This window comes from Sphaerisporangium sp. B11E5 (assembly GCF_039871875.1).
Lineage (GTDB): Bacteria > Actinomycetota > Actinomycetes > Streptosporangiales > Streptosporangiaceae > Sphaerisporangium.
Genome location: NZ_JBDPMD010000011.1, coordinates 70,801 through 93,045 on the forward strand (window position 1 = coordinate 70,801; position 22,245 = coordinate 93,045).

The window sequence follows — 22,245 nt, forward strand, 5'->3', positions numbered from 1 at the left end:
GTACAGCCATGTCTGAGTTCTCCGCAACGTCCGCCGGCGCGTCCGCCACGGACGGGGACGACCCGGGGCTGCGCCGCCTCGCCGCCGGCACGCTGCTCGCGGCCTTCCCCGGCACCACCGCGCCCGACTGGATCCTGCGCGACCTCGAGAACGGCCTCGGCGGGGTGACGCTCTTCGGCTTCAACGTCGCCTCGGCCGAGCGGCTCGCCGCGCTGACCGCGCGGCTGCGGTCCGCCGGCGACCCGGTCATCTCGCTGGACGAGGAGGGCGGGGACGTCACCCGGCTGGCGTACCACGTCGGCAGCCCCTACCCGGGGAACGCGGCGCTCGGCGCGGTGGACGACGTGGAGCTGACCCGCGGGGTGTACCGCTCCATCGGGTACGACCTGCTGCGCTGCGGGGTGAACCTGGACATGGCGCCGGACGCGGACGTCAACACCGCGGAGGACAACCCGGTGATCGGCACCCGGTCGTTCGGGGCCGATCCGGCGCTGGTCGCCCGGCACACTGTCGCCGCCGTGGAGGGGCTGCAGGAGACGGGGGTCGCGGCGTGCGTCAAGCACTTCCCCGGGCACGGGGCAACCCGGCAGGACTCCCACCTGGAGATCCCCACGGTGGACGTGACGCGGGAGGTGCTCTGGGAGCGGGAGCTGCTGCCGTTCCGGGCGGCGATCGGCGCGGGGACACGGTCGATCATGACGGCGCACGTGCGGGTGCCCGTGCTGACCGGTTCTGCGCCCGCGACACTGTCGTCCGCGGCGTTGACCGAGCTCCTCAGGGGTGAGCTCGGGTACGACGGCGTGGTGGTGTCGGACGCGCTCGACATGCACGCGATCAGCCGCAGCGTGGGGCTCGGGGGCGGGGCCGTGTTGTCCCTCGCCGCGGGGTCGGACCTGCTGTGTCTCGGGCCGCTGCCCACGTACGAGGAGATCAGGGAGATCGAGTCCGCGATCGTCTCCGCGGTACGTGAGGGGCGGTTGCCGGTGTCGCGGCTGGAGGAGGCGGCGGAGCGGGTGGCGCGGCTGCGCGCCTGGTTCGGGACGGCCCGCCGGGAGCCGCGTGACGGGCAGGTGATCGGGCTGACCGCCGCACGCAGGGCGGTGCGGGTTTCCGGTACGGCCGCTCCGCTGGTGGATCCGTTCGTGATCGAGGTCGACACACCACCCACCATGGCCGTCGGCGACGTCCCCTGGGGCTTCGCCCCGTGGCTTCCGGACGCCGAGATCACCCGGGTCAAGCCCGACGAGGCCGACGCCCCGGCTCTGCTGTCCCGGGCCAGGGACCGTTCCTTGATCATCGTCGTGAAGGACGCCCACCGCTACCACGAGAGCCAGTCCTTCGTGTCGGCTCTGCTGAACGCCCGCCCTGACGCGACCGTGGTGGAGATGGGCCTGCCGATCTGGCGTCCCTCCGCCGCCACCTACATCGCCACCTACGGCGCCGCCCGCGCCAACGCGCAGGCCGCCGCGGAGTTGCTCACCGCGTAGGCGACCGGTCCGGCGCCGTACGAAGGCGCCGGATTCGCCGTACCGCCTCCCGCCGCGTCGGCGCCGATCAAGCTCGGCCACGACGCGGCGGGAGGGGCCGGCCCCGGAGGGCGGCGGCACGGCGGGGGCCGGGGCGGCCGAGAGGGACCGGAGGCCGGGGGCGGCCGAGAGAGGCCGGAGGCCGCGGGAGGCCGGGAGGGGCGGCGGCACGGCGGGAGGCCGGGGCGGCCGAGAGGGGGCGGAGGCCGCGGGGGGCTGGGAGGGGGCGGAGGCTGCGGGAGGGCTAGCGGAGGGTGCAGAGTTGCAGGGGGCCCTCGGGGGTGGTGCAGGGGCGGAGGCCTGCGTCGGTGAGGTGGGCTCGGGCTGTGGGGTGGTGGCGGAGGAAGTCGATGAAGGACGCGGCCAGGGTGCCGGGGGTGGGGGTGGACTTGGTGTACAGGTACTCGACGGTCCAGAAGGGGTAGCCGGAGTCGACGGCCGTCGAGGTGTCGAAGGCGCGGCCGTCGAGGGTGAGGGCCGTCACCCGGTTGGCGCGGCGGGCTTCCACCAGGGACTGGGCGTCGGAGTAGCCGATGGCGCCGGGGACGTCGGCGATCTTCTGCACGATCTCGGAGTTGTGGTCGCGCTGGCACCTGACGGTGGGGGCGTCGGGGGCGCGGTCCTTCTCCAGGCAGAGGTCGGAGGAGAGGGAGCCTTCGGGGGCGCCGAGGACCTGGCGCTCGAAGAGTTTGCGGGTGCCGGAGTCCTCGCCGCGGCCGACGATCCTGATGGGCAGGGAGCCGGAGCCCGCGCCGGGGACCTGGCTCCAGTCGGTCCAGGTGCCGTCGTAGATCTTGCGCAGGTCGGCCGTGCTCAGCGTGGTCAGCTTCACGCCGCTGTTGACGACCACGTAGAAGACCACGATCGCGATCTTCTGGCTGTAGAGGCGGTCGTGGAACTGGCTGACGCCGTCGGCGAACGCGATGCGCTCGTCCGCCTCCCCCGGGCCGGCCTCCACGACGCCGCGCACCCCGTCGAGCGAGCCGTTGTCCTCCAGGGTGATCCGCGCGTCGTCCCCGCACACCCGGACGTACTGGTCGCGGATGGTCTCCATCGTCGGCATCACCACCGTGGAGCCCTCGATCCGCAGGTTCCCCGAGGCGCACGCCACGCTGCCGTCGGCCCGCGGCGGGTCGGAGACCAGGCTGAGCAGCAGCAGGACGGTGAGCACCGCGGCCAGCGCCCCGCTGACCCGGGACAGCGTGAACCGCCGCCGCATGCGCTCGTCCTTGATCAGCCCGGCGTCCCGCAGCTTCCCTGAGTGCCCGACCGTCTTGGTGACGTCCCCGTCCTTGTCGTCGTCCCCGTGCTCGCGCAGCACCACGACGAGCTTGGCCTTCTGCCCGGGCCGCAGCGTCAGCCCGTCGATGCGCACCCCGTGCCAGTGCGGCTCGGCGACCTCCTGCCCGCTCGGCGCCCCGAGCCAGCGGGTCATGCGCTCCGACAGCCGCTGCCGCACGGTCAGCAGGTTGTCGCGCGGCGGCGGGTTCTCCTCGGTGGAGAAGAACCGCAGGGCCTCCCGCAGCCGGGCCCGCAGCTCGGGTGTGCTGGCCTCCGACACCCGGGCGTTCCACACCACGCGCCCGCCGAAGGTGAACGACAGCGGTGTGTCGAAGTCGTCGGGTTCGATGTCGTAGCTGCCGCTGTTGCGGATCCGGATGACGACCATGCTCATGCGGTCCAGCAGCCGCATCACCTGGCGCAGTTGCGGCGGCCCCGACCGCGCCGGGTCGCCCCCGTCGTGCAGCGTCTCGGGCCCAAGGCCGATCTTGGAGTTGTACAGCACGCGGAACGCGAGGCGTTTGCGGCGCACGAGCAGCCGGTCGAAGTGCGGCGTGGCGATCAGCAGGGCGATCGAGAACAGCACCGGGCCCGCGCCACCGAGGAAGTCGACCAGCCTCGCCAGCCACTCCAGTACGGCCACCGATGCCACCCCCTCGCGACTGCTTCGATTCTCGTGGTCGTGAGGCGACCGGCCGCGACAGGGGCGATCAGTTCATTGGGAATTCAACCAGCGGACACCGTTCGTCCGGGAAGCGGACCGGAAGGTCATCTGCTCAGGACGTGAAGATCTCCTCGCGCGCCTGCTCCAGCCCGGCCAGCACGGCGCCGCGCAGCACCGGGCGGCCGCGTACCTGGCTCACCACGACCTCGGGGCGGATCGGGCAGATGCGGGCCACGGCCTCCTCGACCCTGCCGGTCAGCTCGTCGCCGCCGGCCCGCCCGACCTCGCCGTTCAGCACGACCAGGGTGGGGTCCAGCACCACGCAGACCGACGCGACGCCGAGCGCGAGCCGATGTGCCAGCTCGTCCAGGAACGCCGCGCCCGCCGGGCCGCTCTCGACCGCGGCGCGCACCGCGTCGGCCGCGGTGCCGCCCGCGAAGCCGTACGGCTCGGCGAACTCGGCCACCGCCTCGGCGCTGATCAGTGACTGCAGGCCGCCGGCCAGCGAGGGAAGGCGCCCCGGCACGGCCCGCACGTCGCCGGCGGTGGGCACGCCGGGCACCGGGAGGTAGCCGATCTCCCCCGCGCTGCCGGACCGCCCGCGGTGCAGCCGCCCGCCGAGCACCACGGCGAGGCCGACGCCCCGTTCGACCCACAGCAGCACGAAGTCGTCCACGCCCTTGGCCGCGCCCTCGGAACGCTCCGCTATGGCGGCGAGGTTCACGTCGTTCTCGATGGTCACCGGGCGCCGCAGGTCCCGGGCCAGGGCCTCGTGGCTGCCCTCGTGCCACCCCGGCAGGTCGAAGGAGAACCGCACGTCCCCGGTGCGCGGGTCGACCACGCCGGGGGTGCCGATCACGATGCTCTTGAGCCGGGACAGGCCGACCTTGGCCGAGCGGCAGGCCTTGACGACGGCGTTGTGCACCACCGCCACCGGGTCGTCGTGCCCGTCGGTCGGGACCGTGACCTCGGCGACGACCTCGCCGTTGATGTCGGATATGGCGGTGGTGACCGACTCGGGGCCGACGTCCAGGCCCGCGACGTAAGCCGACGAGGGGATGACGCCGTACAGCGCGGCGTTCGGCCCGCGGTTGCCCGCCTGCTCCCCCACCACCTCGACCAGGCCGCGTTCCTCCAGCCGGGACAGCGTCTGGGACGCGGTGACCTTGGACAGGCCGGTGAGGTCACCGATCTGCCCGCGGGTCAGCGGACCCGAGGTGAGCAGCAGCTCCAGCGCGGCCCGGTCGTTGATCTCCCGCAGCAACCTGGGCACGCCAGGACGTCGCTCCATCGCATGCTTTCTTGTCGTCTGATCCCCGTTCGGTCTACCCCAGAGCGGGCGGGCCGTTCGTTCGGTAAACCTTCCTGGGAGTTTAGCGCCATCACCTGCGGCGTCGGCTTGCGTTCGGCCCCGGCAGATCCGAGGATCACTCATGTCCCCGGCCGAGGAGTGCCCCATGCGCGACCCCGACACCGACGTCCCCGAGCGCTCCCCGCTCGCGTCCTACCTGTCCGCCGCGCTCACCCCGCGCCGGGCCGCGGCGCTCACGATCGCCCTCGGCGTGGTGCTGTTCACCGACGTGCTCAAGGTGTTCCTGCCGTCGCTGATCACACTGTTCGGGCAGGCGGGGTCCACTCCCCCGGAACGTATGGGGCTGTTCGCCGCGCTGTGGTTCGCGATTCCGTTCGCCGCGATCCCGGTGGCACGCCTGACCGGGCCGCGCGCGGTGCTGCTCGGCGGGGCGGCGGTGCTGTGCGCGAGCCGCCTCGCGCTCCAGGAGCCGGCGGCCGGCCCGCCGCAGCTCTACCTGGCCGGCACGGGGGTCACCGCGGCGCTGGTCTTCCTGTACGGGTGCGCCAGGATCGCGCCGCGGCGGGCCGTGCCCGCCGGGCTGGCGGGTGGGCTGGCCGCGGCCGGGGTGGTGCACCTGGCGCTGGACCAGGTGGACCTGGTCTGGCGGGACGGCCCGCTGATCTACCTCGTGGTCGTCCTCGTGTGCGTCGTCTTCCTGGTGTGCGCGTGGCACGTCACGGCCTCCGGCGACCTCGCGCCCGCCGGGGTGTGGGGCGTGCTCGGGCCGGTGGTCGCGATACACGGGATGCTGCTCACCCTGCTCGGGCTGGCGGACCGGCCGGGCACGGAGCAGGCGGGGCCGTGGCAGGTGGCCGTCGTGGCGGGGGCGCTGGTGGCGGCCCAGTTCCTGCTGGTGTCCTTCGCGGTACGGCCGCCCCGGCCGGCCTGGGTCATGGCCGTGCTGCTGCCGGTGGCGGCGGGGGCGCTGCTGCCGCTGGAGTCGCCGCTGATCGCCCTGCTGGCCGCGCCCGCGCTCGGGGCCTGCCTCGGGACGGCCGGGCTGCCGCGGGCCGGCGGCCCCGCGCGGGGCGGGGTGGCGTTGCTCGGCGGGATGCTGGTGTTCCTGGTGGCGGTGTTCCTCTACTACGCCGCCTACGACGTCGACCTGGGCTTCCCCAACGCGGTGGTGCCCGCGGTGCTCGGCGCGCTGGTGGGCCTGGTGGCGGCGCGGGCGGCCAGGCGGGGCTCCCCCGGCTCGGCGGCGCGGCCGCGGCCGTACCGGCTCGCTGTGGTGGCGGCGGTGACGGCGGTGACGGTGGCGGCGCTGACCTGGCGGCCGCTGCCCGAGGTGCGGCCGGTGGCGGGGCCGGAGTTCACGCTGATCGCCTACAACATCCGGATGGGCTTCGGGCTCTCCGGCACGCTGGACCTCGACAAGATCGCGGACTGGGCGCGCGGTGAGCGGCCGGACGTGGTGCTGCTGAGCGAGGTGGACCGGGGGTGGCTGCTCAACGGCGGGCACGACGACCTGGCCAGGATCGCCAGGGGACTCGGCATGCGGTACCACTTCGCGCCGGCCGCCGACGCGCTGTGGGGGGACGCGCTGCTCACCGGCCTGCCGGTGCGGCAGATCACCTCCCATCCGCTCGGGCGGCACGACTACCCGACCGGCGCGCAGGCGCAGGCGGCGGTCGTGGAGGTCGGCGGGCAGGAGGTGGGGATCGTCAACACCCATCTGCAGGCCCCGGCCGGGCAGGCGCCGGAGGTCGCGGCCATCGCCCGGGACCTCGCGCGCGGGGCCACCACCGAGGCGGCGGGCACGGGCGGCGCGGGCCCGGCGGCGGGAGGCACCGGGGAGCCGGTGACGCGTCGCGTGCTGCTGGCCGGAGACCTCAACGTCACCAAGGACTCCCCGGAGATGCGGGTGCTGGAGGATGCCGGGCTCACGGATCCGCTGGTGGGGCTGGGGGATCCGCCGACGTCACCCGCGGACGATCCGGTCGAACGAATCGACCATGTGCTTCTCGGGGCGGGGCTGACCGCGGTGTCGGCGAAGGTCCCGCGGGTGCCGTACTCCGATCACCTGCCCGTTGTCGTACGGGTGCGGCTGAGCGACCTGCCGCAGGCTGGATAATCAACTACATGCGACTTTCCGCCCGCGTCGACTACGCCCTGCGAGCCGCCGCCGAACTGGCCGCGGCAGGCAGCGGTCCCACCACGGTGGGCGAGCTCGCCAAGGAGCAGGACCTTCCCCCGAAGTACCTGGAGAACATCCTGCTCCAGATGCGGCGGGCGGGCCTCGTCCGTGGTCAGCGCGGCCCCGAAGGGGGGTACGTGCTCGCCCGGCCGGCCGGGCAGATCACGCTGGCCGACGTCATCCGCGCCGTGGACGGCCCGCTGGCCAACGTGCGCGGCGAGCGGCCCGAGCACGTCGGCTACCGGGGCGCGGCCCGCTCGTTGCAGGAGGTGTGGATCGCGCTGCGCGCCAGCGAGCGCATGATCCTCGAAGAGGTCACCCTGGAGCAGATCGCCTCAGGCGTGCTGCCCGCCCGGGTGATGGAGCTCTCGGCCGACCCCGCCGCCTGGGACTGACATGCCGGAGGGCGACGCCGTCCACCGGACCGCGGCCCGCCTGCGCGCCGCCCTGGACGGCCGCGTCCTGGCCCGCAGCGACTTCCGCGTGCCCCGGTACGCCACGGCGGACCTCTCCGGCCGCACCGTGCTGACCACCGTCCCCCGCGGCAAACACCTGCTGACCCGGGTGGAGGGCGGCCTGACCGTCCACACCCATCTGCGCATGGACGGAAGCTGGCGGATCCAGCGCGCCGGCACCCCTGTGCGCGGCGGCGACGCCGTACGCCTGGTCCTCGTCAACGACGTGCGCCAAGCCGTCGGCGTCAAACTGGGCATGGTCGACCTGGTCCCCACCACCGAGGAACACCGCCTGGTGGGCCACCTGGGCCCCGACCTGCTGGACCCCGCCTGGACCCAGGCCCACGCCGCCCACGCCGCCGCCAACCTGGCCCGCCACCCCACGACGCCCATCGGCGAGGCGTTGCTCGACCAGCGCAACGTCGCGGGCCTCGGCACCATCTGGCGCGCCGAGACCCTGTTCCTCGCCGGCGTCTCCCCCCACCGCCCCGTGGCCGAGGTGGCCGACCTGCGGAAACTGGTGACCCTGGCCCACCGCCTCCTGGACGCCGGCAAGGACACCCCCGGCGGCCCCCTGACCACAGGCGACCCCCGCCCCGGCCGCCGCCTCTGGGCCTACGGCCGCCCCGGCCGCCCGTGCCTGCGCTGCGGCACCCGCATCCTCACCGGAGAACTGGGGAACGCCCCCTACGAACGAGTGATCTACTACTGCCCCCACTGCCAGCCCTGACCAGGAGGGGGACTTGAGCGGTGGTGGGGTGCCGCGCGTGGGCTTGAGGGGGTGGTGGGGTGCCGCGCGGAGGGCTTCAGCGGGTGGCGGGTGCACGCGGGAGCCGGGTGTGGGCGGGCGGGATCGGCGGCTTGGGTGCGGCCGTGTGGTGGGTGTGGTGGCCTGGCGCCCGGGGTGGGTGAATGATGTGTGGCCGCGTGCCGGGGCGCGTCATGGCGCCAAAGGTCTCGCGGGGGGGACGGGGCGAGACATAGGTGGTAGAGGGCTTGGCGGCTAGGACCGTCGCTCGGTCGCGAGGGCCAGGGCGCCGGGACTCAGGTGGCCGGGGTGGTCAGGCGGCGACCATGTCCTTGACTTCGGGGAAGCCGTCGAATTCCGGACCTGAGATCGTGGTGGACACGGTCTCGGAGATGGGTAGACGCTCGTGTTCGGGAACGTCCGCCAGAACGGGTGCGTGCTGGAGTTCGGCCAGTGCGAACTGGTCGGACACCTCGCGGAGCACCTGCGACAGCGGGACGCCGAGAGCGCCGCAGATCGAGGCCAGCAGCTCCGAGGAGGCCTCTTTCTGGCCACGCTCGACCTCGGACAGATAGCCGAGGGACACACGGGCCACGGTGGAGACCTCACGCAGGGTGCGCGCCTGCCGCACCCGCAGCCGCCGCAGGACGTCACCGAGCAGCTGACGCAGCAGGACCATCTGTCGCTCCCTCCCGGGCGCAGGCGTTTTCACGACGCTCCGCGCGGTCGGTTCGTATCGCCCATTCTTCGAATGCCCTTCGTGCATGCTCCTCGCCGTCATCCTGGGTTCGCTCGGCCCCGTCGCCGGGCGCACGCCGGACCTACTGCTCACCGATGGGTCACGAACCTCGCTCACAGCTCCACCGTACCTGCATCGACCAGCAGGGCGGCAGACCGTGCTGAGCATGTTCGCTGGTGACGTAACGCGGTAATCATCCGGTATGTTCCCCCACAGTGGTGTCCAGCACACTTCTCAGAAGATCCAAACTCTCCCTGACGGTGTTTTCGCGGATCTGTTCCCGGGAACCGGCCAGTGACACATCACGATGCCATAAGGACGGCTCCGGGCCGCTCAGCGCGATATGGACGGTACCGACGGGCTTGCCGTCCTGTTCGTCCGGCCCCGCGACGCCGGTCACGGCGAGCCCGTACGTGGCGCGGGCGAGATCGCGGACACCGCGGGCCATGGCCGCCGCGACCGCCGGGTGCACGGCACCCTCCCGATCGAGTAGATCTTCGGGAACGCCCAGCAACGCCGCCTTCAGGTCGGTCGCGTACGCGATCACCCCGCCCCGGAACGCCGCCGAGGCACCCGCCGCCGTGGTGATCGTGGCGCCGAGGAGCCCCCCGGTCAGCGACTCGGCGACCGCCACGGTGGCCCCGCGGCGCACCAGCGCCGCGAGCACCCCGGCCGCCGCCGCGGTGGTCATCCGCCGCGCGCCTTCCGGGCCACGGCCCGCAGCCGCACCGCCCGGTTGACGTAGTCCGCTCCGGTCACCACGGTCACGGCCAGCGCCGCGCCCATCGCCACCCACCGCAGCGGCTCCGGCACGCCCGGCAGCACGTACAGCGCGATGGCCACGATCTGCAGCACGGTCTTCACCTTGCCGCCGTAGCTGGCCGGGATGACGCCGTGCCTGATCACCGCGACACGCAGCGCGGTGACGCCGACCTCCCTGGCGAGGATCGCGGCGGTGACCCACCAGGGCAGCTCGCCGAGGATGGACAGCGTGACCAGCGCGGCGCCGATCAGGGCCTTGTCCGCGATCGGGTCGGCGATCTTCCCGAAGTCGGTCACCAGGCCGTACCGCCGGGCGAGCCACCCGTCGAGCTGGTCGGTGAGCGAGGCGAACAGGAAGATCACCAGCGCGGCGTACCGCCAGCCGGGGCCGTCCAGGAACATGCCGGCGACGAACACCGGGACCACCAGCAGCCGGAGCACGGTGAGCACATTGGCGACGTTCCACGGGCTGACCCGGCGGCCCGTGGACGACGCGAGAGGCTCGGTGCCGGTCTCCGAGTCGTTCGTCATGGCCCGGCCTTGATGCGGGCGATGAGGTCGACGCCCTCGGCGTCCACGACCGTGGCCCGCACGATCTGCCCCGGCACCAGCCCGATGCCCTGCACGGTCACCGAGCCGTCCACCTCGGGCCCCTGGTGGGCCGCACGGCCCTCGTAGCCGCCGTCCCCGAGGTCCTCCTCGATGAGGACCTCGATCTCGGTCCCGATGCGCTCCTCGGCCCGCTGGGCGGTCAGCTCCTCGGCGAGCTCGCTGAGCACCGCGACCCGCTCGTCGATGACGTCCTGGCTGAGCTTGCCGCCCAGCCCGGCGGCCTCGGTGCCCTCCTCGTCGCTGTACCCGAACACGCCGATGACGTCCAGCCGGGCGCCGTCCAGGAAGCCCACCAGATCGGCGAACTCCTCCTCGGTCTCGCCGGGGAACCCGGCGATGAAGTTGGACCGCACGCCCGCCTCGGGGGCCAGCGCGCGGACCGACTCCAGCAGCTCCAGGAACCGCGCGGGGTCGCCGAACCGGCGCATGCGGCGCAGCACCGTGCCGCTGGCGTGCTGGAACGACAGGTCGAAGTACGGCGCGACGCCCTCGGTGCCGGCGATGACCTCGATCAGGCCGGGGCGCAGCTCGGCGGGCTGGAGGTAGCTGATCCGCACCCGCTCCACGCCGTCGACCGCGGCGAGCGCGGGCAGCAGCTTCTCCAGCGCCCGCAGGTCGCCGAGGTCCTTGCCGTAGGAGGTGGAGTTCTCGCTGACCAGCACGAGCTCCTTGACCCCGTGGGCGGCCAGCCACTCGGCCTCGGCCAGCAGCTCCTCGGGGTGCCGGGAGACGTACGCGCCGCGGAACGCCGGGATGGCGCAGAAGCTGCACCGCCGGTCGCACCCGGAGGCGAGCTTCAGCGACGCCACCGGCCCGCCGGACAGGCGCTTGCGCAGCGTGCGGGGGCCGCTGGCGGGCGCCAGGCCCGCGGGCAGGTCGCCGTGCCCGGGGACGTGCGCGGCGCGCTGCCCGCGCGCCACAGGCGTGATGGGCAGCAGCGTGCGGCGGTCCCGCGGCGTGTGCGGCGTCAGCGACCGGCCGGCCACCACGTCGTCCAGGCGGACGCCGATGTCGGTGTAGTCGTCGAACGAGATGACCGCGGCGGCCTCGGGCAGCGCGTCGGCCAGCTCCTTGCCGTAGCGCTCGGCCATGCAGCCCGCGGCGACGACCTTGGCGCCGGAGTCCGCCGCGGCGAGCAGCGTGTCGATGGAGTCCTTCTTCGCCGAGTCGATGAAGCCGCAGGTGTTGACGACGACGACGTCGGGGTGGTCGTCGTCGAGCCGCCACCCGGCGGCCTCCAGGCGCGCGGCCAGCTCCTCGGAGTCGACCTCGTTGCGCGCGCAGCCCAGTGTGATCAGCGATGCGGTTCGGCGGGAAGACATGATGGCTCTACGGTATCGGCAGTCAGCCCCCGCACGGCGCACTCCCCCCGTAGTTGCGCCGGTATCCCCGCCTGACGCGACGAGCGGTGATGCCGAACGGGCATGGCTCCGGCACCCGCGATCACCGCGAGCGCGGCGGCTCCGGGCCGAACGACCGGGTGACGAGCTCGCCCGCCTTGCCCGGCACACCGAGGCGTTTGCCGTTGACCTTCAGCACGACGCCGCCGGCGTTGCCGATGGTGACCTGCACCCTGTTGCGGGCCTTCCAGGTGGAGGTGACGCCCGCGGGCAGGGTGCCGCGGAACATCTGTCTGCCCTTGCTGTCGCTGACCTCCAGCCATGAGGGCTTGGTGGCCTTCACCTGGAGCGTCACCATGTCGCTGACCGGCGCGACGGGGGCCTTGGCGGCGGCGGGCGGCCGTGACGGCGGCGCCGGGGCCTTGGCGGTGGGGGTGGGCTTGACGCCCTCCACCGTGGCGACCGGGGTGCCCGACCCGCTCATCACCCGGGTGACGCCGAACACCGCGACGATGGCCAGGGCGATGGCCATGGCGGCGGACCAGTTGGGGCTGCGCCGCTCGCGCAGCTTGATGCGGCTCTCGGCCTGGAAGACGGCGGCGGCCCGCACCGGGCGCGGCGCGCCGCCGTGCTCCTCGTCGAACTGGTGCACGATCGCGTCGGGGTCGAGCCCGAGCGTCCGCGCGATGTTGCGCACGTGGCCCCGGGCGTAGAAGTCGCCGCCGCACATCGAGAAGTCGTCCCGCTCGATGGCGTAGATCACCGTCTCCCTGATCCGCGTACGGCCGGCAAGTTGCGCGACCGTCATGCCCGCCGCGTTGCGTGCCGCGGCCAGCGTCACCCCGATGCTCATGCGTCCCCCTCGCCGGGCGCCCGCGCTCCCGCCCACTTTCCCATTTCCCACATTCCGACGATGCGTAGTCATTCATATTCAACCAGTTATCGTGCGGGGGGAGCGCGGAGGGGTCACCCTCCGCGCAAGTCGGCGAGCAGGCCGGGCAGTTCATCCGGCTTGACGAGCACCTCGCGGGCCTTGGAGCCCTCGCTCGGGCCGACGACGTTCCTGCTCTCCAGCAGGTCCATCAGGCGGCCGGCCTTGGCGAACCCGACGCGCAGCTTGCGCTGGAGCATGGAGGTGGAGCCGAACTGGGTGGTGACGATCAGCTCGGCGGCCTGCACCAGCAGGTCGAGGTCGTCGCCGATCTCCTCGTCGATCTCCTTCTTGGCGGCCGCGACGACGGCGACGTCGTCGCGGTACTCGGCCTGCATCTGCGCCTTGCAGTGCGCGACGATGTCGTTGATCTCCTTCTCGGAGACGAACGCGTTCTGCAGGCGCATGGGCTTGCTGGCGCCCATCGGCAGGAACAGCGCGTCACCCTGCCCGACGAGCTTCTCGGCGCCCGGCTGGTCGAGGATGACCCGCGAGTCGGCGAGCGAGGAGGTGGCGAACGCGAGCCGTGACGGCACGTTCGCCTTGATCAGGCCGGTCACCACGTCCACGCTGGGACGCTGGGTGGCGATCACCAGGTGGATGCCCGCGGCCCGGGCGAGCTGGGTGATGCGGACGATGGAGTCCTCGACGTCGCGGGGGGCGACCATCATCAGGTCGGCCAGCTCGTCCACGATCACCAGCAGGTAGGGGTAGGGCTGGTACACCCGTTCGCTGCCGGGCGGGGCGGTCAGCTTGCCCGCGCGCACCGCCTTGTTGAAGTCGTCCACGTGGCGGAAGCCGCTGGCGGCGAGGTCGTCGTAGCGGCGGTCCATCTCGCCGACCACCCACTCCAGGGCCTCGGCGGCCTTCTTGGGGTTGGTGATGATCGGGGTGATGAGGTGGGGGATGCCCTCGTAGGTGTTGAGCTCGACCCGTTTGGGGTCCACCAGCACCATGCGCACCTCGTCGGGGGTGGCGCGCATCAGCACCGAGCAGATGAGACCGTTGATGCAGGTCGACTTGCCCGCGCCGGTGGCGCCCGCGATGAGGATGTGCGGCATCTTGGCGAGGTTGGCGACGATGGTGCGCCCCTCGACGTCCTTGCCGAGGCCCACGATCATCGGGTGGTGGTCGGCCTGCGCCACCTGGGAGCGCAGCACGTCGCCCAGGCTGACGAGGTCCTTGTCGGTGTTGGGGATCTCGACGCCGATGGCCGACTTGCCGGGGATCGGGGACAGGATGCGCACGTCGGCGGACTTCACGGCGTACGCGATGTTCTTGGTGAGCGCGGTGACCTTCTCGACCTTCACGGCGGGGCCGAGCTCGATCTCGTAGCGGGTGACCGTCGGGCCGCGGGTGAACCCGACCACCTGGGCGTCGATGGTGAACTGCTCCAGCACGCTGCTGAGGGCGTTCACCACGAGGGTGTTGGCCTTGGTCTGCGGCTTCGGCGGCGTGCCCGGCCGCAGCGTGCCGACGTCGGGCAGCACGTAGGGGCCCTCCTGGGAGGACAGCACGAGCTGCTCGACCTTGCGGGGCGCCGGGGTGGGCGGCGGCGGCTCGACGGGCCGATGCTCCACGGGCGGGGGCGGCTCGTCGTCCACGAGACCCGGCACGATCTCCGGCGAGTGGTCGGGGCGCCGGCCGGGACCGTCCTCGACCAGCGGCGTGTCGTACGGCTTGACGTGCTCGCCGACCTCGCCGTCCCCCTCCCCCGGCGGTGTGGCGCGGGGCCGGCGGGAGCGCTTGACGGGCGGCTTGGCGTCGCCGGCGGGGCGCTTCTGGAACAGCATGTGGTGGATCTCGGCGAGCCGCTCGGGCACCCGGTGCACCGGCGTGGCGGTGATCACCAGCACGCCGAACCCGGACAGCAGCATGAGCAGCGGGATCGTGATGAAGGCCGGCAGCACGCTGGAGGGCGGTGCGGACACGATGAACCCGATCATGCCGCCCGCCGCGGAGAGCTTGTCCATGCCGTCGGTCGGCGCGGGCCCGGAGGGGTAGGGCGTGGCGTGGGCCACGTGCACGATGCCGAGCACCCCGGCGAGCAGGGCGGTCCACCCGATGATCATGCGCCCCGTGTCGGCGTTCTGGTCGGGGTGGCGCAGCAGCCGCCAGGCGATCAGCGCGAGCAGGACGGGCACCGACCACGCCAGCGAGCCGAGCACCCCGCGCAGCACCGCGGTCACCACGGTCGCGACCGTGCCCTGGCCGGTGCGCCAGGTCATGGCGGCCAGCACGATCGCCCCGGCGAGCACGGCGAGGCCGAGGCCGTCGCGGCGGTGCGCCGGGTCCAGCTCGCGGGCCTGCTTGCCGAACGCGCGGGCGGCGGTGCCGATGCCGTTGGCGAAGAGCAGCCACACTCCGGCGAAGAGTTTGCCGATCGCGAGGAACACCCAGCCGATCGGGTCGGGCTGGGTGTGCGCCGGGCGGGCCGGGGCGCGGCCGCCGGAGCGTGCGCCCGATGACCGCGCGGCCTTGGCGGGCGGGCGCTTGGCGGGGGACGTACGCGACGGCGCGGACCGCTTCGCCGACCCCTTTTGGGTGGATTTCGACGTACGGGTGGCCATGGTACCGAGGGTACGCACGGTGCCTCCTCTGCCTGAGGAGGCGCGCCGGATCTCACCTGTGTTCTATGTATTGACATGACGTTCCGTGTAATGGAATCTCCATCCAACGAGACGTTGGAAGGAGGAGTGAGATGTCCGCACTCGACTGGTCCGTGCTGGGGGCCTACTTCGCGGTGATGGTCCTCATCGGGGTGTGGTCCAAGAACCGCATCAAGAGCGTGATCGACTACTTCACGGCCGGCGGCAGGATCCCCTGGTGGTTGTCGGGGATCTCCCATCACATGTCGGGCTACAGCGCGGTCATGTTCGTCGCCTTCGCGGCCGTCGCGTACGACCACGGGCTGACCGTGTACGTCTGGTGGGCGATGACCATCGGCATCGGTGTCGGCATCGGGGCCTTCCTGTTCGCTGCGCGCTGGAACCGGCTGCGGTCCAAGCACGGCGTCGTCTCGCCGCTGGAGTACCTGACCCGGCGCTACAACCTGCCGACCCAGCAGGTCATGGCCTACAGCGGCGCCCTGCTGAAGGTCGTGGACATCGCGGCCAAGTGGGTGGCCATCTCGGTGCTGCTCAAGGGCTTCGCCGGCATCCCCATCCAGTACGGCATCGCGCTCACCGGCGCGGTCACCGTCATCTACGTGACGGTCGGCGGGCTGTGGGCGGACGTGCTCACCGACTTCGGGCAGTTCGTCATCCAGGCGGTGGCCGGTGTGGTGATGTTCGTCGCGGTGCTCGGCCACCTCGGCGGCGTGTCGACCCTGTGGACCATGTGGGACCGGCTGCCCGAGGGGCACGGCGACCCGCTCACCGGGCCGTACACCACGACCTACTTCTTCGCGTTCCTGCTGATCAAGACGTTCGAGTACAACGGCGGCATGTGGAACCTGGCCCAGCGCTACATGGGCGCGCCGTCCGGCTCGCAGGCCAAGCGGGCGGCGCTGCTGTCCAGCGCGTTGTGGCTGGTCTGGCCGCTGATCCTGTTCATCCCGATGTTCGCGGCGCCGCTGATCGTGCCCGGTCTCGCCGACTCCGACCAGTCCTACGTGCGGCTGGCGCAGGAGCTGCTGCCGGCGGGCCTCATCGGCCTGGTGCTCGCCGGCTTCTTCTCGCACACGATGGCGATGGTGTCCTCCGACGCCAACGTGATCTCCGCGGTCATCACCCGCGACATGCTGCCGGTGTTCGTCAGGCGGGTGCGCGACATGTCGCGCGAGGGGGCGCTGCGGCTCGCGCGGATCACGACGTTCCTGTTCGTGGCCGTCAGCATGGTCATCGCGATCACCACGCAGGGCCAGGGCGTGGTCCTGAAGATCGTGGTGGACGTCGTGGCGGCCACCATGGGCCCGATCTCGATCCCGCTGATGCTCGGCCTGCTGCCGTGGTTCAAGCGCAGCGGCCCGACCGCGGCCATCATCTCCTGGGCGGCGGGGCTCGGCGTGTGGGTGGTCGTCAAGTGGGTGGTCGCCTCGGCCGACCAGACGCTGGTGGTCGCGGCGCCGCTGGTGACCTCACTGATTCTCTACGTGGTGATCGGCCTGCTGAAGCCGGAGAACCGTCCGGACCGGGACGAGCTGGTCGACTCCCTCGGCTCCGACTCCCCCGGCGAGCGCTCCACGGCCGCCGTGGCGTGACACGAGGTGCGGGGCGGGAGAAGGGTGCCCTCCCGCCCCGCGCCCGCGCTCGTCGGCTAGGGTTATTTGTCCGACTCCAGGGTGCCGCCGTTGGCGACGTCCGACTTCTCGATCTCCCAGAACACGATGCGGACCGCCTCGCGGCGCGCCTTCAGGATGTCCACGGCGGCCTCGGTGACCGCCGCCACGAACTCCCGGCGCTGGTCCATCGTCCGGCCCGACAGCAGTTCCACGGTGATGTTCGGCATGATGTCCTCCGGTCGCAGATGTGTTGCATTACATAACACCAAATTCCACTACATGAACCAATAAGGAGATCCGGCGTGGACGTGGTGGTGATCGGCGAGCCGCTGGTCGAGTTCTCGGCATCCGCACCGCTGACCGACGCGGACACCTTCCACCTGTCGTTCTCCGGCGACGCGCTCAACGCCGCCGTGGCGGCCGCCGCCGCGGGCGCGCACGCCACCCTGGTCACGCTGGTGGGGGACGACGAGTTCGGCGAGCGGCTGATCGCGTTCGCCCGGCGGCGCGGCGTCGACACCACCTGGATGGCACGCGGGCCGGGCTCCACCGGCGCGTACGCCGTCGGCGCGGACCCGAGCGGCGAGCGCGCCTTCGCGTACCTGCGGGCGGGCAGCGCGGCCTCCCGCATGGCGCCCGCCGACCTGGCGCGGATCCCGCTGGCGCGGGCGTCGGTGCTGGTGGTCAGCGGCATCACCGCCGCGTTGTCCGCCTCGTGCGCGCAGGCCGTGCGGTACGCCGCCGTGGCCGTGGGCGCCGCGGGGGGCACGGTGGTGTACGACCCGAACTTCCGGTCGCGGCTCACCACGCCGTTCGCCGCCGCCCGGTTCCTCACCGACCTCGCGCCGCACGTGGACGTGATGACGCCGTCCTGCCCCGGCGACAGCCTGCCGCTGCTCGGCACGGCAGACCCGCGCGAGGCGGCCCGCGCGTGCCTGCGCCTCGGGACCCGCGCCGTCGCCGTCACCCGCGGTCCCCAAGGGGTGCTGCTCGCCGCCGGGGACGGCCACATGGAGGACGTCCCGGCGATCCCGCCCGGCGAGGTCGTGGACCAGACCGGCGCGGGCGACGCCTTCGCGGGCGTGCTCGCGGCCCGCCTCGCCCGGGGCGACCGCCTGCCCGGCGCCGTCCGTGCGGGCGCCGCGGCCGCCTCGATCAGCCTCACCGGCCGGGGCGGCACCGGGAAGGTCGCCACCGCCGAGGAGATCGACCGCCTCGTCGACTCCGCCCCCCGGCCCTGAGCCGCTCCCCGGGGCGATCGGCTGTTAGTAGGCTCAGGGGGTGGTCAGGGAAGGCAGCTCCATCGACAAGGCGCTCGCGGTGCTCGAGGCGATCGCCGAGCACCACCGGGTGACCGACATCGCCGCGGCGACCGGCGTCTCCAAGTCGACCGTGCACCGCATCCTGCAGTCGCTCGTCGAGTGGGGCTTCGCCCGGCCGGACGGCGCGGGGGGCTACGAGCCGGGGCCGCGCATCCTCACCCTCGCGGGCAAGGTCATGAGCAGGTTCGACCCGGCGCGCCAGGCCGACGCCGCGCTGCGTGCCCTGCACGAGAGCACCGGCTACACCACCCACTTCGGCATCCGCGGCGGCGACGAGGCCGTGTACGTCGCCAAGCTGGAGGGGCGCCGGCCCTACCAGATGCCGTCGCGGGTCGGCATGAGCCTGCGGCTGCACAGCACGGCCATCGGCAAGGCCATCCTCGCCGAGCTGCCCGACGCCGAGGTGCGGGCCGTCTGCGCCCGCACCGGCCTTCCGGCCCTCACGCCCAGCACCCGCACCGGGGTCGAGGAGCTGCTCGCCCACCTGAAGGACGTCCGCGCCGCGGGCCACGCCCTGGACGACGAGGAGAACGAGCCGGGGGTGCGGTGCGTCGGCGCCGCCGTGTTCGACCACACCGGCGCGGTGCTCGGCGGCATCTCCATCTCGGCGCTCGCCATGGACATGAGCCGCGCCGCCCTGGAGGAGCTGGCCCCGGCGGTCGTCGCCGCCGCCCGGGACGTCTCCCTGGCCCTCGGCGCCCCTCAGGCCGCTCTCAGCCGCTGATCGTTAGACTCCGGCCATGAAGGCCGCGATACGCACCAGGTACGGCTCCCCTGAAGTGGTCCGCGTCGGCGAGACCGCCAAGCCCTCCGTCAAGGAGGGCGAGTTACTTATCAAGGTGCGCGCCGCGACGGTCAACCGCAGCGACTGCGGGGTCCGGGCGGCCAAGCCCTTCATCTACAGGTTCGCCCTCGGCCTCGCACGGCCCAAGCTGACGATCCTCGGCACCGAGTTCGCCGGCGAGGTCGAAGAGGTCGGCCCCGGAGTCACGGCATTCCGGCCCGGCGACCGGGTGTTCGGATTCAACGACAAGACGTTCGGCACCCAGGCCCAGTACATGACGATCGCGCAGACCGGCACGCTGGCCCTCGTCCCCGAGGGCCTGAGCTACGAGGAGGCGGCCCCGAGCACCGAGGGGTCCCACTACGCCCTCACGATGATCAAAGGGGCGAAGGTCGAGGCCGGCCACCGCGTGCTGCTGAACGGCGCCACCGGGGCCATCGGGTCCGCGGGGGTCCAGCTCCTGCGGGCCATGGGCGCCGAGGTGACGGCGACCTGCGACACCAAGAACCTCGACCTGGTGCGGAGCCTCGGCGCCACGCGGGTCATCGACTACACCGCCGAGGACTTCACCAAGGACCCCCACCGCTACGACGCCGTCATCGACGCCGTCGGCAAGAGCACGTTCGGCCGCTGCCGCCGCCTGCTGAAGCCACGCGGCGTCTACATCGCCTCCGACGTCGGCCCGTTCTGGCAGAACCTTCTCCTCGCCCTGGTCACGCCGCTGTTCGGCGGCAGGAAGGTCAGGTTCCCCATCCCGAGTCACGGTCCCGCGACGGCCCTGTACTTCAAGGAGCTGATCGAGACCGGGAGGTTCACGCCGGTGATCGACCGGCGTTACCCGCTCGACGAGATCGTGGACGCCTACCGCTACGTCGAGAGCGGGCGGAAAACGGGAAACGTCGTCATCGTCGTGGGGCACCCGGACTAAGGTTCCGCCCATGAGCGGTCAAGTGACGGTGCGGGGCCTGCAGGAGAGGGCGGCACGGGCCCTGCCCGCCGAGCACGTCGAGGACGCCGACGGGTGGTGGCTGCGCCACGCCCCGAGCTGCGCCTGGTGGGTGGGCACGGTACTGCCGCACGGGGACACCGAGCCGGGCGAGCTGGCCCGCCGGGTCGACCGGGCCGAGGAGTTCTACGCCGCGCGCGACGCCGCCGCGCGCTTCCAGATCAGCCCCGGGGCCTGCCCGGACGGCCTGGACGCCGTGCTCGCGGAGCGGGGCTACCGCCGCAAGAGCCCGGTGTCGTTACAGGTGGCGCCCTCGGAGCAGGTCGCGCGGCGGGCACCCGCGGGCGCGCCGCGGGTCCGCCTCGACGACCGGCCGACGCGCGCGTGGTTCGAGGTGTGGCAGGCCGTGGAGGAGCACGGCGGCGACTCCCGCTCCGCGTGGGACCTGCTCGGCCGCGTGCGTGGCGCGTGCGCGTACGCCTCCGCGATGATCGGCGACGACGTCGTCGCCGTGGGCCGCGCGGTCACCGACACCGGCTGGGCGGGGGTGTTCGGCATGGCCACCCTCCCCGAGGCCCGGGGCCGGGGCGCCGGCCGCGCCGTCCTCGCCGCCCTGGCCACCTGGGCCGTCGCCCGCGACGCCGGCCGCATGTACCTCCAGGTGGAGTGCGACAACACCCCGGCCCTGCGCCTGTACGACGGCATGGGCTTCCGCGAGGTGTGCGGCTACCACTACCGCACGGCGGAGTGACCCTCCCCGGCCCCGTCGCCCCCTCCCGGCCGGCGCGGTGAGCGCAGCCCTCAGCGGGCCAGCCAGCCGCCGTCCACGGCGAGGACGTGGCCGTTGACGTAGGCGGCGGCCGGGGAGGCGAGGAAGACGGCGGCGCCCGCCAGGTCCTCGGGGGTGCCCCAGCGGCCGGCCGGGATCCTGGCGCGGATGGCGGGTTCACGGCCGGGGTCGGCACGCAGGGCCTCGGTGTTGTTCGTGGCGATGTAGCCGGGGGCGATCGCGTTGACCTGGACGCCGGCGGCGGCCCATTCGCAGGCCAGGGCCCGGGTCAGGCCGGCGAGGGCGTGCTTGGAGGCGGTGTAGCCGGGCACGGTGACGCCGCCCTGGAAGGACAACATCGACGCGATCATGATGATCTTGCCGGCGCCTCGCTCCAGCATGGGGGCGGCGACGGCCCTGGTGAGCAGGAAGACGGCGTCGAGGTTCACCGTGAGGACGTCGCGCCAGTCGTCGTAGGAGTGGGTGGCGGCGGGGGCGCGGCGGATGATCCCGGCGTTGTTGACGAGGATGTCGACGCGGTGGCGCTCCAGCAGGGCGGCGACGGCCTCGGGGAGGCGCTCCACGTCGGACAGGTCGTGGACCCACCGCCAGGTCCGCCGGCCCAGTTCGCGGATCTCAGCCTCCACCTCGTCCAGGTCGTCGTGGTGGCCGTGCAGCACGACGTCCGCGCCGCCCCGGGCGAGGCCGAGGGCGACGGCGCGGCCGATGCCCGTGCGGCTGCCGGTGACCAGGGCGGTGCGGCCCGCCAGGGAGAACATCTCCTCCACCGGCGAGGACGTCATCGCATCTCGCCGATCGCGACCTGCTCCATGTCCTCGTACGCCTGGTTCTCGCCGCCCATCGCCCAGACGAAGGAGTAGTTGCGGGTGCCGAACCCGCAGTGCACCGACCAGCACGGCGAGATGACGGCCTGGCGGTCGGCGACGATCAGGTTGCGGGTCTCGTCCGGCCGGCCCATGAGGTGGACGATCCGCTGGTCCTCGGGCAGGTCGAAGTAGAAGTAGACCTCGGTGCGCCGCTCGTGCGTGTGGCACGGCATGGTGTTCCACATGCTGCCGGGGGCGAGCACGGTCACGCCGAGCACGAGCTGGGAGCTCTGGATGCCCTTGGCGTGGATGTACTTGTGGATGGTGCGCTCGTTGGAGCCCTCCTGCCCGCCGAGGCGGACCGGCTCGGCGTCGTCGAGGCCCGCCTTGACGGTGGGGTGGTCGCCGTGCGCGGGGGTGGAGACCAGGTAGAACGGCCCGCCGGTGAAGGTCACCGAGCGCGAGCCCCGTCCGGCGTACAGGCACTCCTTGGCGCCGAGGTCGTGGGCCGTGCCGTCCACGGTGACCGTGCCGGGGCGGCCGACGTTCACCACGCCGAGCTCGCGCCGCTCGAGGAAGTACTCGGCGCGCAGCGGGTCCGGGCAGGGCAGTTCCAGGGCCGTGTCCCCGGGGTACGCGCCGCCGATCACGATGCGGTCCTCGTGCGAGTAGACGAGCTTGATCTCCCCGGGGGCGAACAGGTCCTCGGCGAGGAACCGGGCGCGCAGCCGGTCGGTCGTCATGCCGGGCACCTGGTCGGGCGCGGTCGCGTGCCGTATCTCCACCATGCCTCCAATTCCATTACATGAAATCTTGTACCACGGTA

At 72.8% G+C, this 22,245-nt stretch carries 20 protein-coding genes; 9 read left to right on the plus strand and 11 right to left on the minus strand.

Features of this window, described 5'->3' with window-relative positions; translation table 11 throughout:
* Positions 1 to 8: 8 nt before the first annotated feature.
* A complete protein-coding gene (locus tag ABGB17_RS13685) occupies positions 9 to 1,487 on the plus strand; it encodes a glycoside hydrolase family 3 N-terminal domain-containing protein (protein WP_347629170.1) in 1,479 nt (492 codons plus the stop codon).
* A gap of 283 nt (positions 1,488 to 1,770) precedes the next feature.
* Here ABGB17_RS13685 and ABGB17_RS13690 read toward each other — a convergent pair whose 3' ends face one another.
* Together ABGB17_RS13690 and ABGB17_RS13695 are read right to left on the minus strand one after the other, a co-directional pair.
* Complete coding sequence (locus ABGB17_RS13690; protein WP_347629172.1) at positions 1,771 to 3,450, minus strand: substrate-binding domain-containing protein; 1,680 nt, start codon at positions 3,448 to 3,450, stop codon at positions 1,771 to 1,773.
* 133 nt (positions 3,451 to 3,583) lie between these two features.
* Positions 3,584 to 4,762 (minus strand): ROK family transcriptional regulator, encoded by a 1,179-nt coding sequence (locus tag ABGB17_RS13695; RefSeq protein WP_347629174.1) that lies wholly within the window; start codon positions 4,760 to 4,762, stop codon positions 3,584 to 3,586.
* Between the two features lie 142 nt (positions 4,763 to 4,904).
* Here ABGB17_RS13695 and ABGB17_RS13700 point away from each other — a divergent pair, with 142 nt between their 5' ends.
* Genes ABGB17_RS13700 through ABGB17_RS13710 form a run of 3 tightly spaced genes read left to right on the plus strand, consistent with a single transcriptional unit; the run spans position 4,905 to position 8,147 of the window.
* Positions 4,905 to 6,899, plus strand: a complete 1,995-nt coding sequence (locus ABGB17_RS13700; RefSeq protein WP_347629176.1) for an endonuclease/exonuclease/phosphatase family protein — start codon at positions 4,905 to 4,907, stop codon at positions 6,897 to 6,899.
* An 8-nt stretch (positions 6,900 to 6,907) separates the two neighbouring features.
* Positions 6,908 to 7,357, plus strand: coding sequence for an Rrf2 family transcriptional regulator (locus ABGB17_RS13705; protein WP_347629178.1), 450 nt, complete (start codon positions 6,908 to 6,910; stop codon positions 7,355 to 7,357).
* 1 nt (position 7,358) lies between these two features.
* Entirely contained in the window at positions 7,359 to 8,147 is a 789-nt protein-coding gene (locus tag ABGB17_RS13710) for a DNA-formamidopyrimidine glycosylase family protein (RefSeq protein WP_347629180.1), read from the plus strand.
* A gap of 331 nt (positions 8,148 to 8,478) precedes the next feature.
* Here ABGB17_RS13710 and ABGB17_RS13715 read toward each other — a convergent pair whose 3' ends face one another.
* The 6 genes from ABGB17_RS13715 to ABGB17_RS13740 form a co-directional block, all read right to left on the minus strand.
* On the minus strand, positions 8,479 to 8,844 hold the full coding sequence (locus tag ABGB17_RS13715) for a helix-turn-helix transcriptional regulator (RefSeq protein WP_279778349.1): 366 nt from the start codon (positions 8,842 to 8,844) through the stop codon (positions 8,479 to 8,481).
* A gap of 253 nt (positions 8,845 to 9,097) precedes the next feature.
* On the minus strand, positions 9,098 to 9,595 hold the full coding sequence (locus ABGB17_RS13720) for a nicotinamide-nucleotide amidohydrolase family protein (RefSeq protein ID WP_347629183.1): 498 nt from the start codon (positions 9,593 to 9,595) through the stop codon (positions 9,098 to 9,100).
* A complete protein-coding gene (pgsA, locus tag ABGB17_RS13725; protein WP_347629185.1) occupies positions 9,592 to 10,197 on the minus strand; it encodes a CDP-diacylglycerol--glycerol-3-phosphate 3-phosphatidyltransferase in 606 nt (201 codons plus the stop codon). Before pgsA ends, ABGB17_RS13720 begins: the two co-directional genes overlap by 4 nt.
* Positions 10,194 to 11,600, minus strand: a complete 1,407-nt coding sequence (gene rimO, locus ABGB17_RS13730; protein WP_347629187.1) for a 30S ribosomal protein S12 methylthiotransferase RimO — start codon at positions 11,598 to 11,600, stop codon at positions 10,194 to 10,196. Before rimO ends, pgsA begins: the two co-directional genes overlap by 4 nt.
* A 121-nt stretch (positions 11,601 to 11,721) precedes the next feature.
* Positions 11,722 to 12,471, minus strand: a complete 750-nt coding sequence (locus tag ABGB17_RS13735; protein ID WP_347629189.1) for a helix-turn-helix domain-containing protein — start codon at positions 12,469 to 12,471, stop codon at positions 11,722 to 11,724.
* Positions 12,472 to 12,584: 113 nt separating this feature from the next.
* Positions 12,585 to 15,119, minus strand: coding sequence for a DNA translocase FtsK 4TM domain-containing protein (locus ABGB17_RS13740; protein ID WP_347629191.1), 2,535 nt, complete (start codon positions 15,117 to 15,119; stop codon positions 12,585 to 12,587).
* Between the two features lie 131 nt (positions 15,120 to 15,250).
* On the opposite strand from ABGB17_RS13740, the gene ABGB17_RS13745 reads away from it, so the two are divergent.
* On the plus strand, positions 15,251 to 16,750 hold the full coding sequence (locus ABGB17_RS13745; protein ID WP_347629193.1) for a sodium:solute symporter family protein: 1,500 nt from the start codon (positions 15,251 to 15,253) through the stop codon (positions 16,748 to 16,750).
* Between the two features lie 62 nt (positions 16,751 to 16,812).
* Here ABGB17_RS13745 and ABGB17_RS13750 read toward each other — a convergent pair whose 3' ends face one another.
* Positions 16,813 to 16,998, minus strand: a complete 186-nt coding sequence (locus ABGB17_RS13750; RefSeq protein ID WP_184984263.1) for a tautomerase family protein — start codon at positions 16,996 to 16,998, stop codon at positions 16,813 to 16,815.
* 75 nt (positions 16,999 to 17,073) lie between these two features.
* Between ABGB17_RS13750 and ABGB17_RS13755 the strand changes: the two genes are divergently transcribed.
* Genes ABGB17_RS13755 through ABGB17_RS13770 form a run of 4 tightly spaced genes read left to right on the plus strand, consistent with a single transcriptional unit; the run spans position 17,074 to position 20,574 of the window.
* Positions 17,074 to 18,012 carry a sugar kinase gene (locus ABGB17_RS13755; protein WP_347629195.1) on the plus strand — a complete coding sequence of 313 codons (939 nt, stop codon included), beginning with the start codon at positions 17,074 to 17,076 and terminating at the stop codon, positions 18,010 to 18,012.
* 40 nt (positions 18,013 to 18,052) lie between these two features.
* On the plus strand, positions 18,053 to 18,817 hold the full coding sequence (locus ABGB17_RS13760) for an IclR family transcriptional regulator (RefSeq protein WP_347629197.1): 765 nt from the start codon (positions 18,053 to 18,055) through the stop codon (positions 18,815 to 18,817).
* 16 nt (positions 18,818 to 18,833) lie between these two features.
* Positions 18,834 to 19,805 carry an NAD(P)-dependent alcohol dehydrogenase gene (locus tag ABGB17_RS13765; RefSeq protein WP_347629199.1) on the plus strand — a complete coding sequence of 324 codons (972 nt, stop codon included), beginning with the start codon at positions 18,834 to 18,836 and terminating at the stop codon, positions 19,803 to 19,805.
* A 10-nt stretch (positions 19,806 to 19,815) separates the two neighbouring features.
* Positions 19,816 to 20,574, plus strand: coding sequence for a GNAT family N-acetyltransferase (locus tag ABGB17_RS13770; RefSeq protein WP_347629202.1), 759 nt, complete (start codon positions 19,816 to 19,818; stop codon positions 20,572 to 20,574).
* Between the two features lie 50 nt (positions 20,575 to 20,624).
* Here the strand turns inward: ABGB17_RS13770 and ABGB17_RS13775 are convergent, their stop codons facing one another.
* On the minus strand, positions 20,625 to 21,395 hold the full coding sequence (locus tag ABGB17_RS13775) for an SDR family oxidoreductase (RefSeq protein ID WP_347629208.1): 771 nt from the start codon (positions 21,393 to 21,395) through the stop codon (positions 20,625 to 20,627).
* Positions 21,392 to 22,207, minus strand: a complete 816-nt coding sequence (gene kduI, locus ABGB17_RS13780) for a 5-dehydro-4-deoxy-D-glucuronate isomerase (RefSeq protein WP_347629210.1) — start codon at positions 22,205 to 22,207, stop codon at positions 21,392 to 21,394. Before kduI ends, ABGB17_RS13775 begins: the two co-directional genes overlap by 4 nt.
* Positions 22,208 to 22,245: the final 38 nt, after the last annotated feature.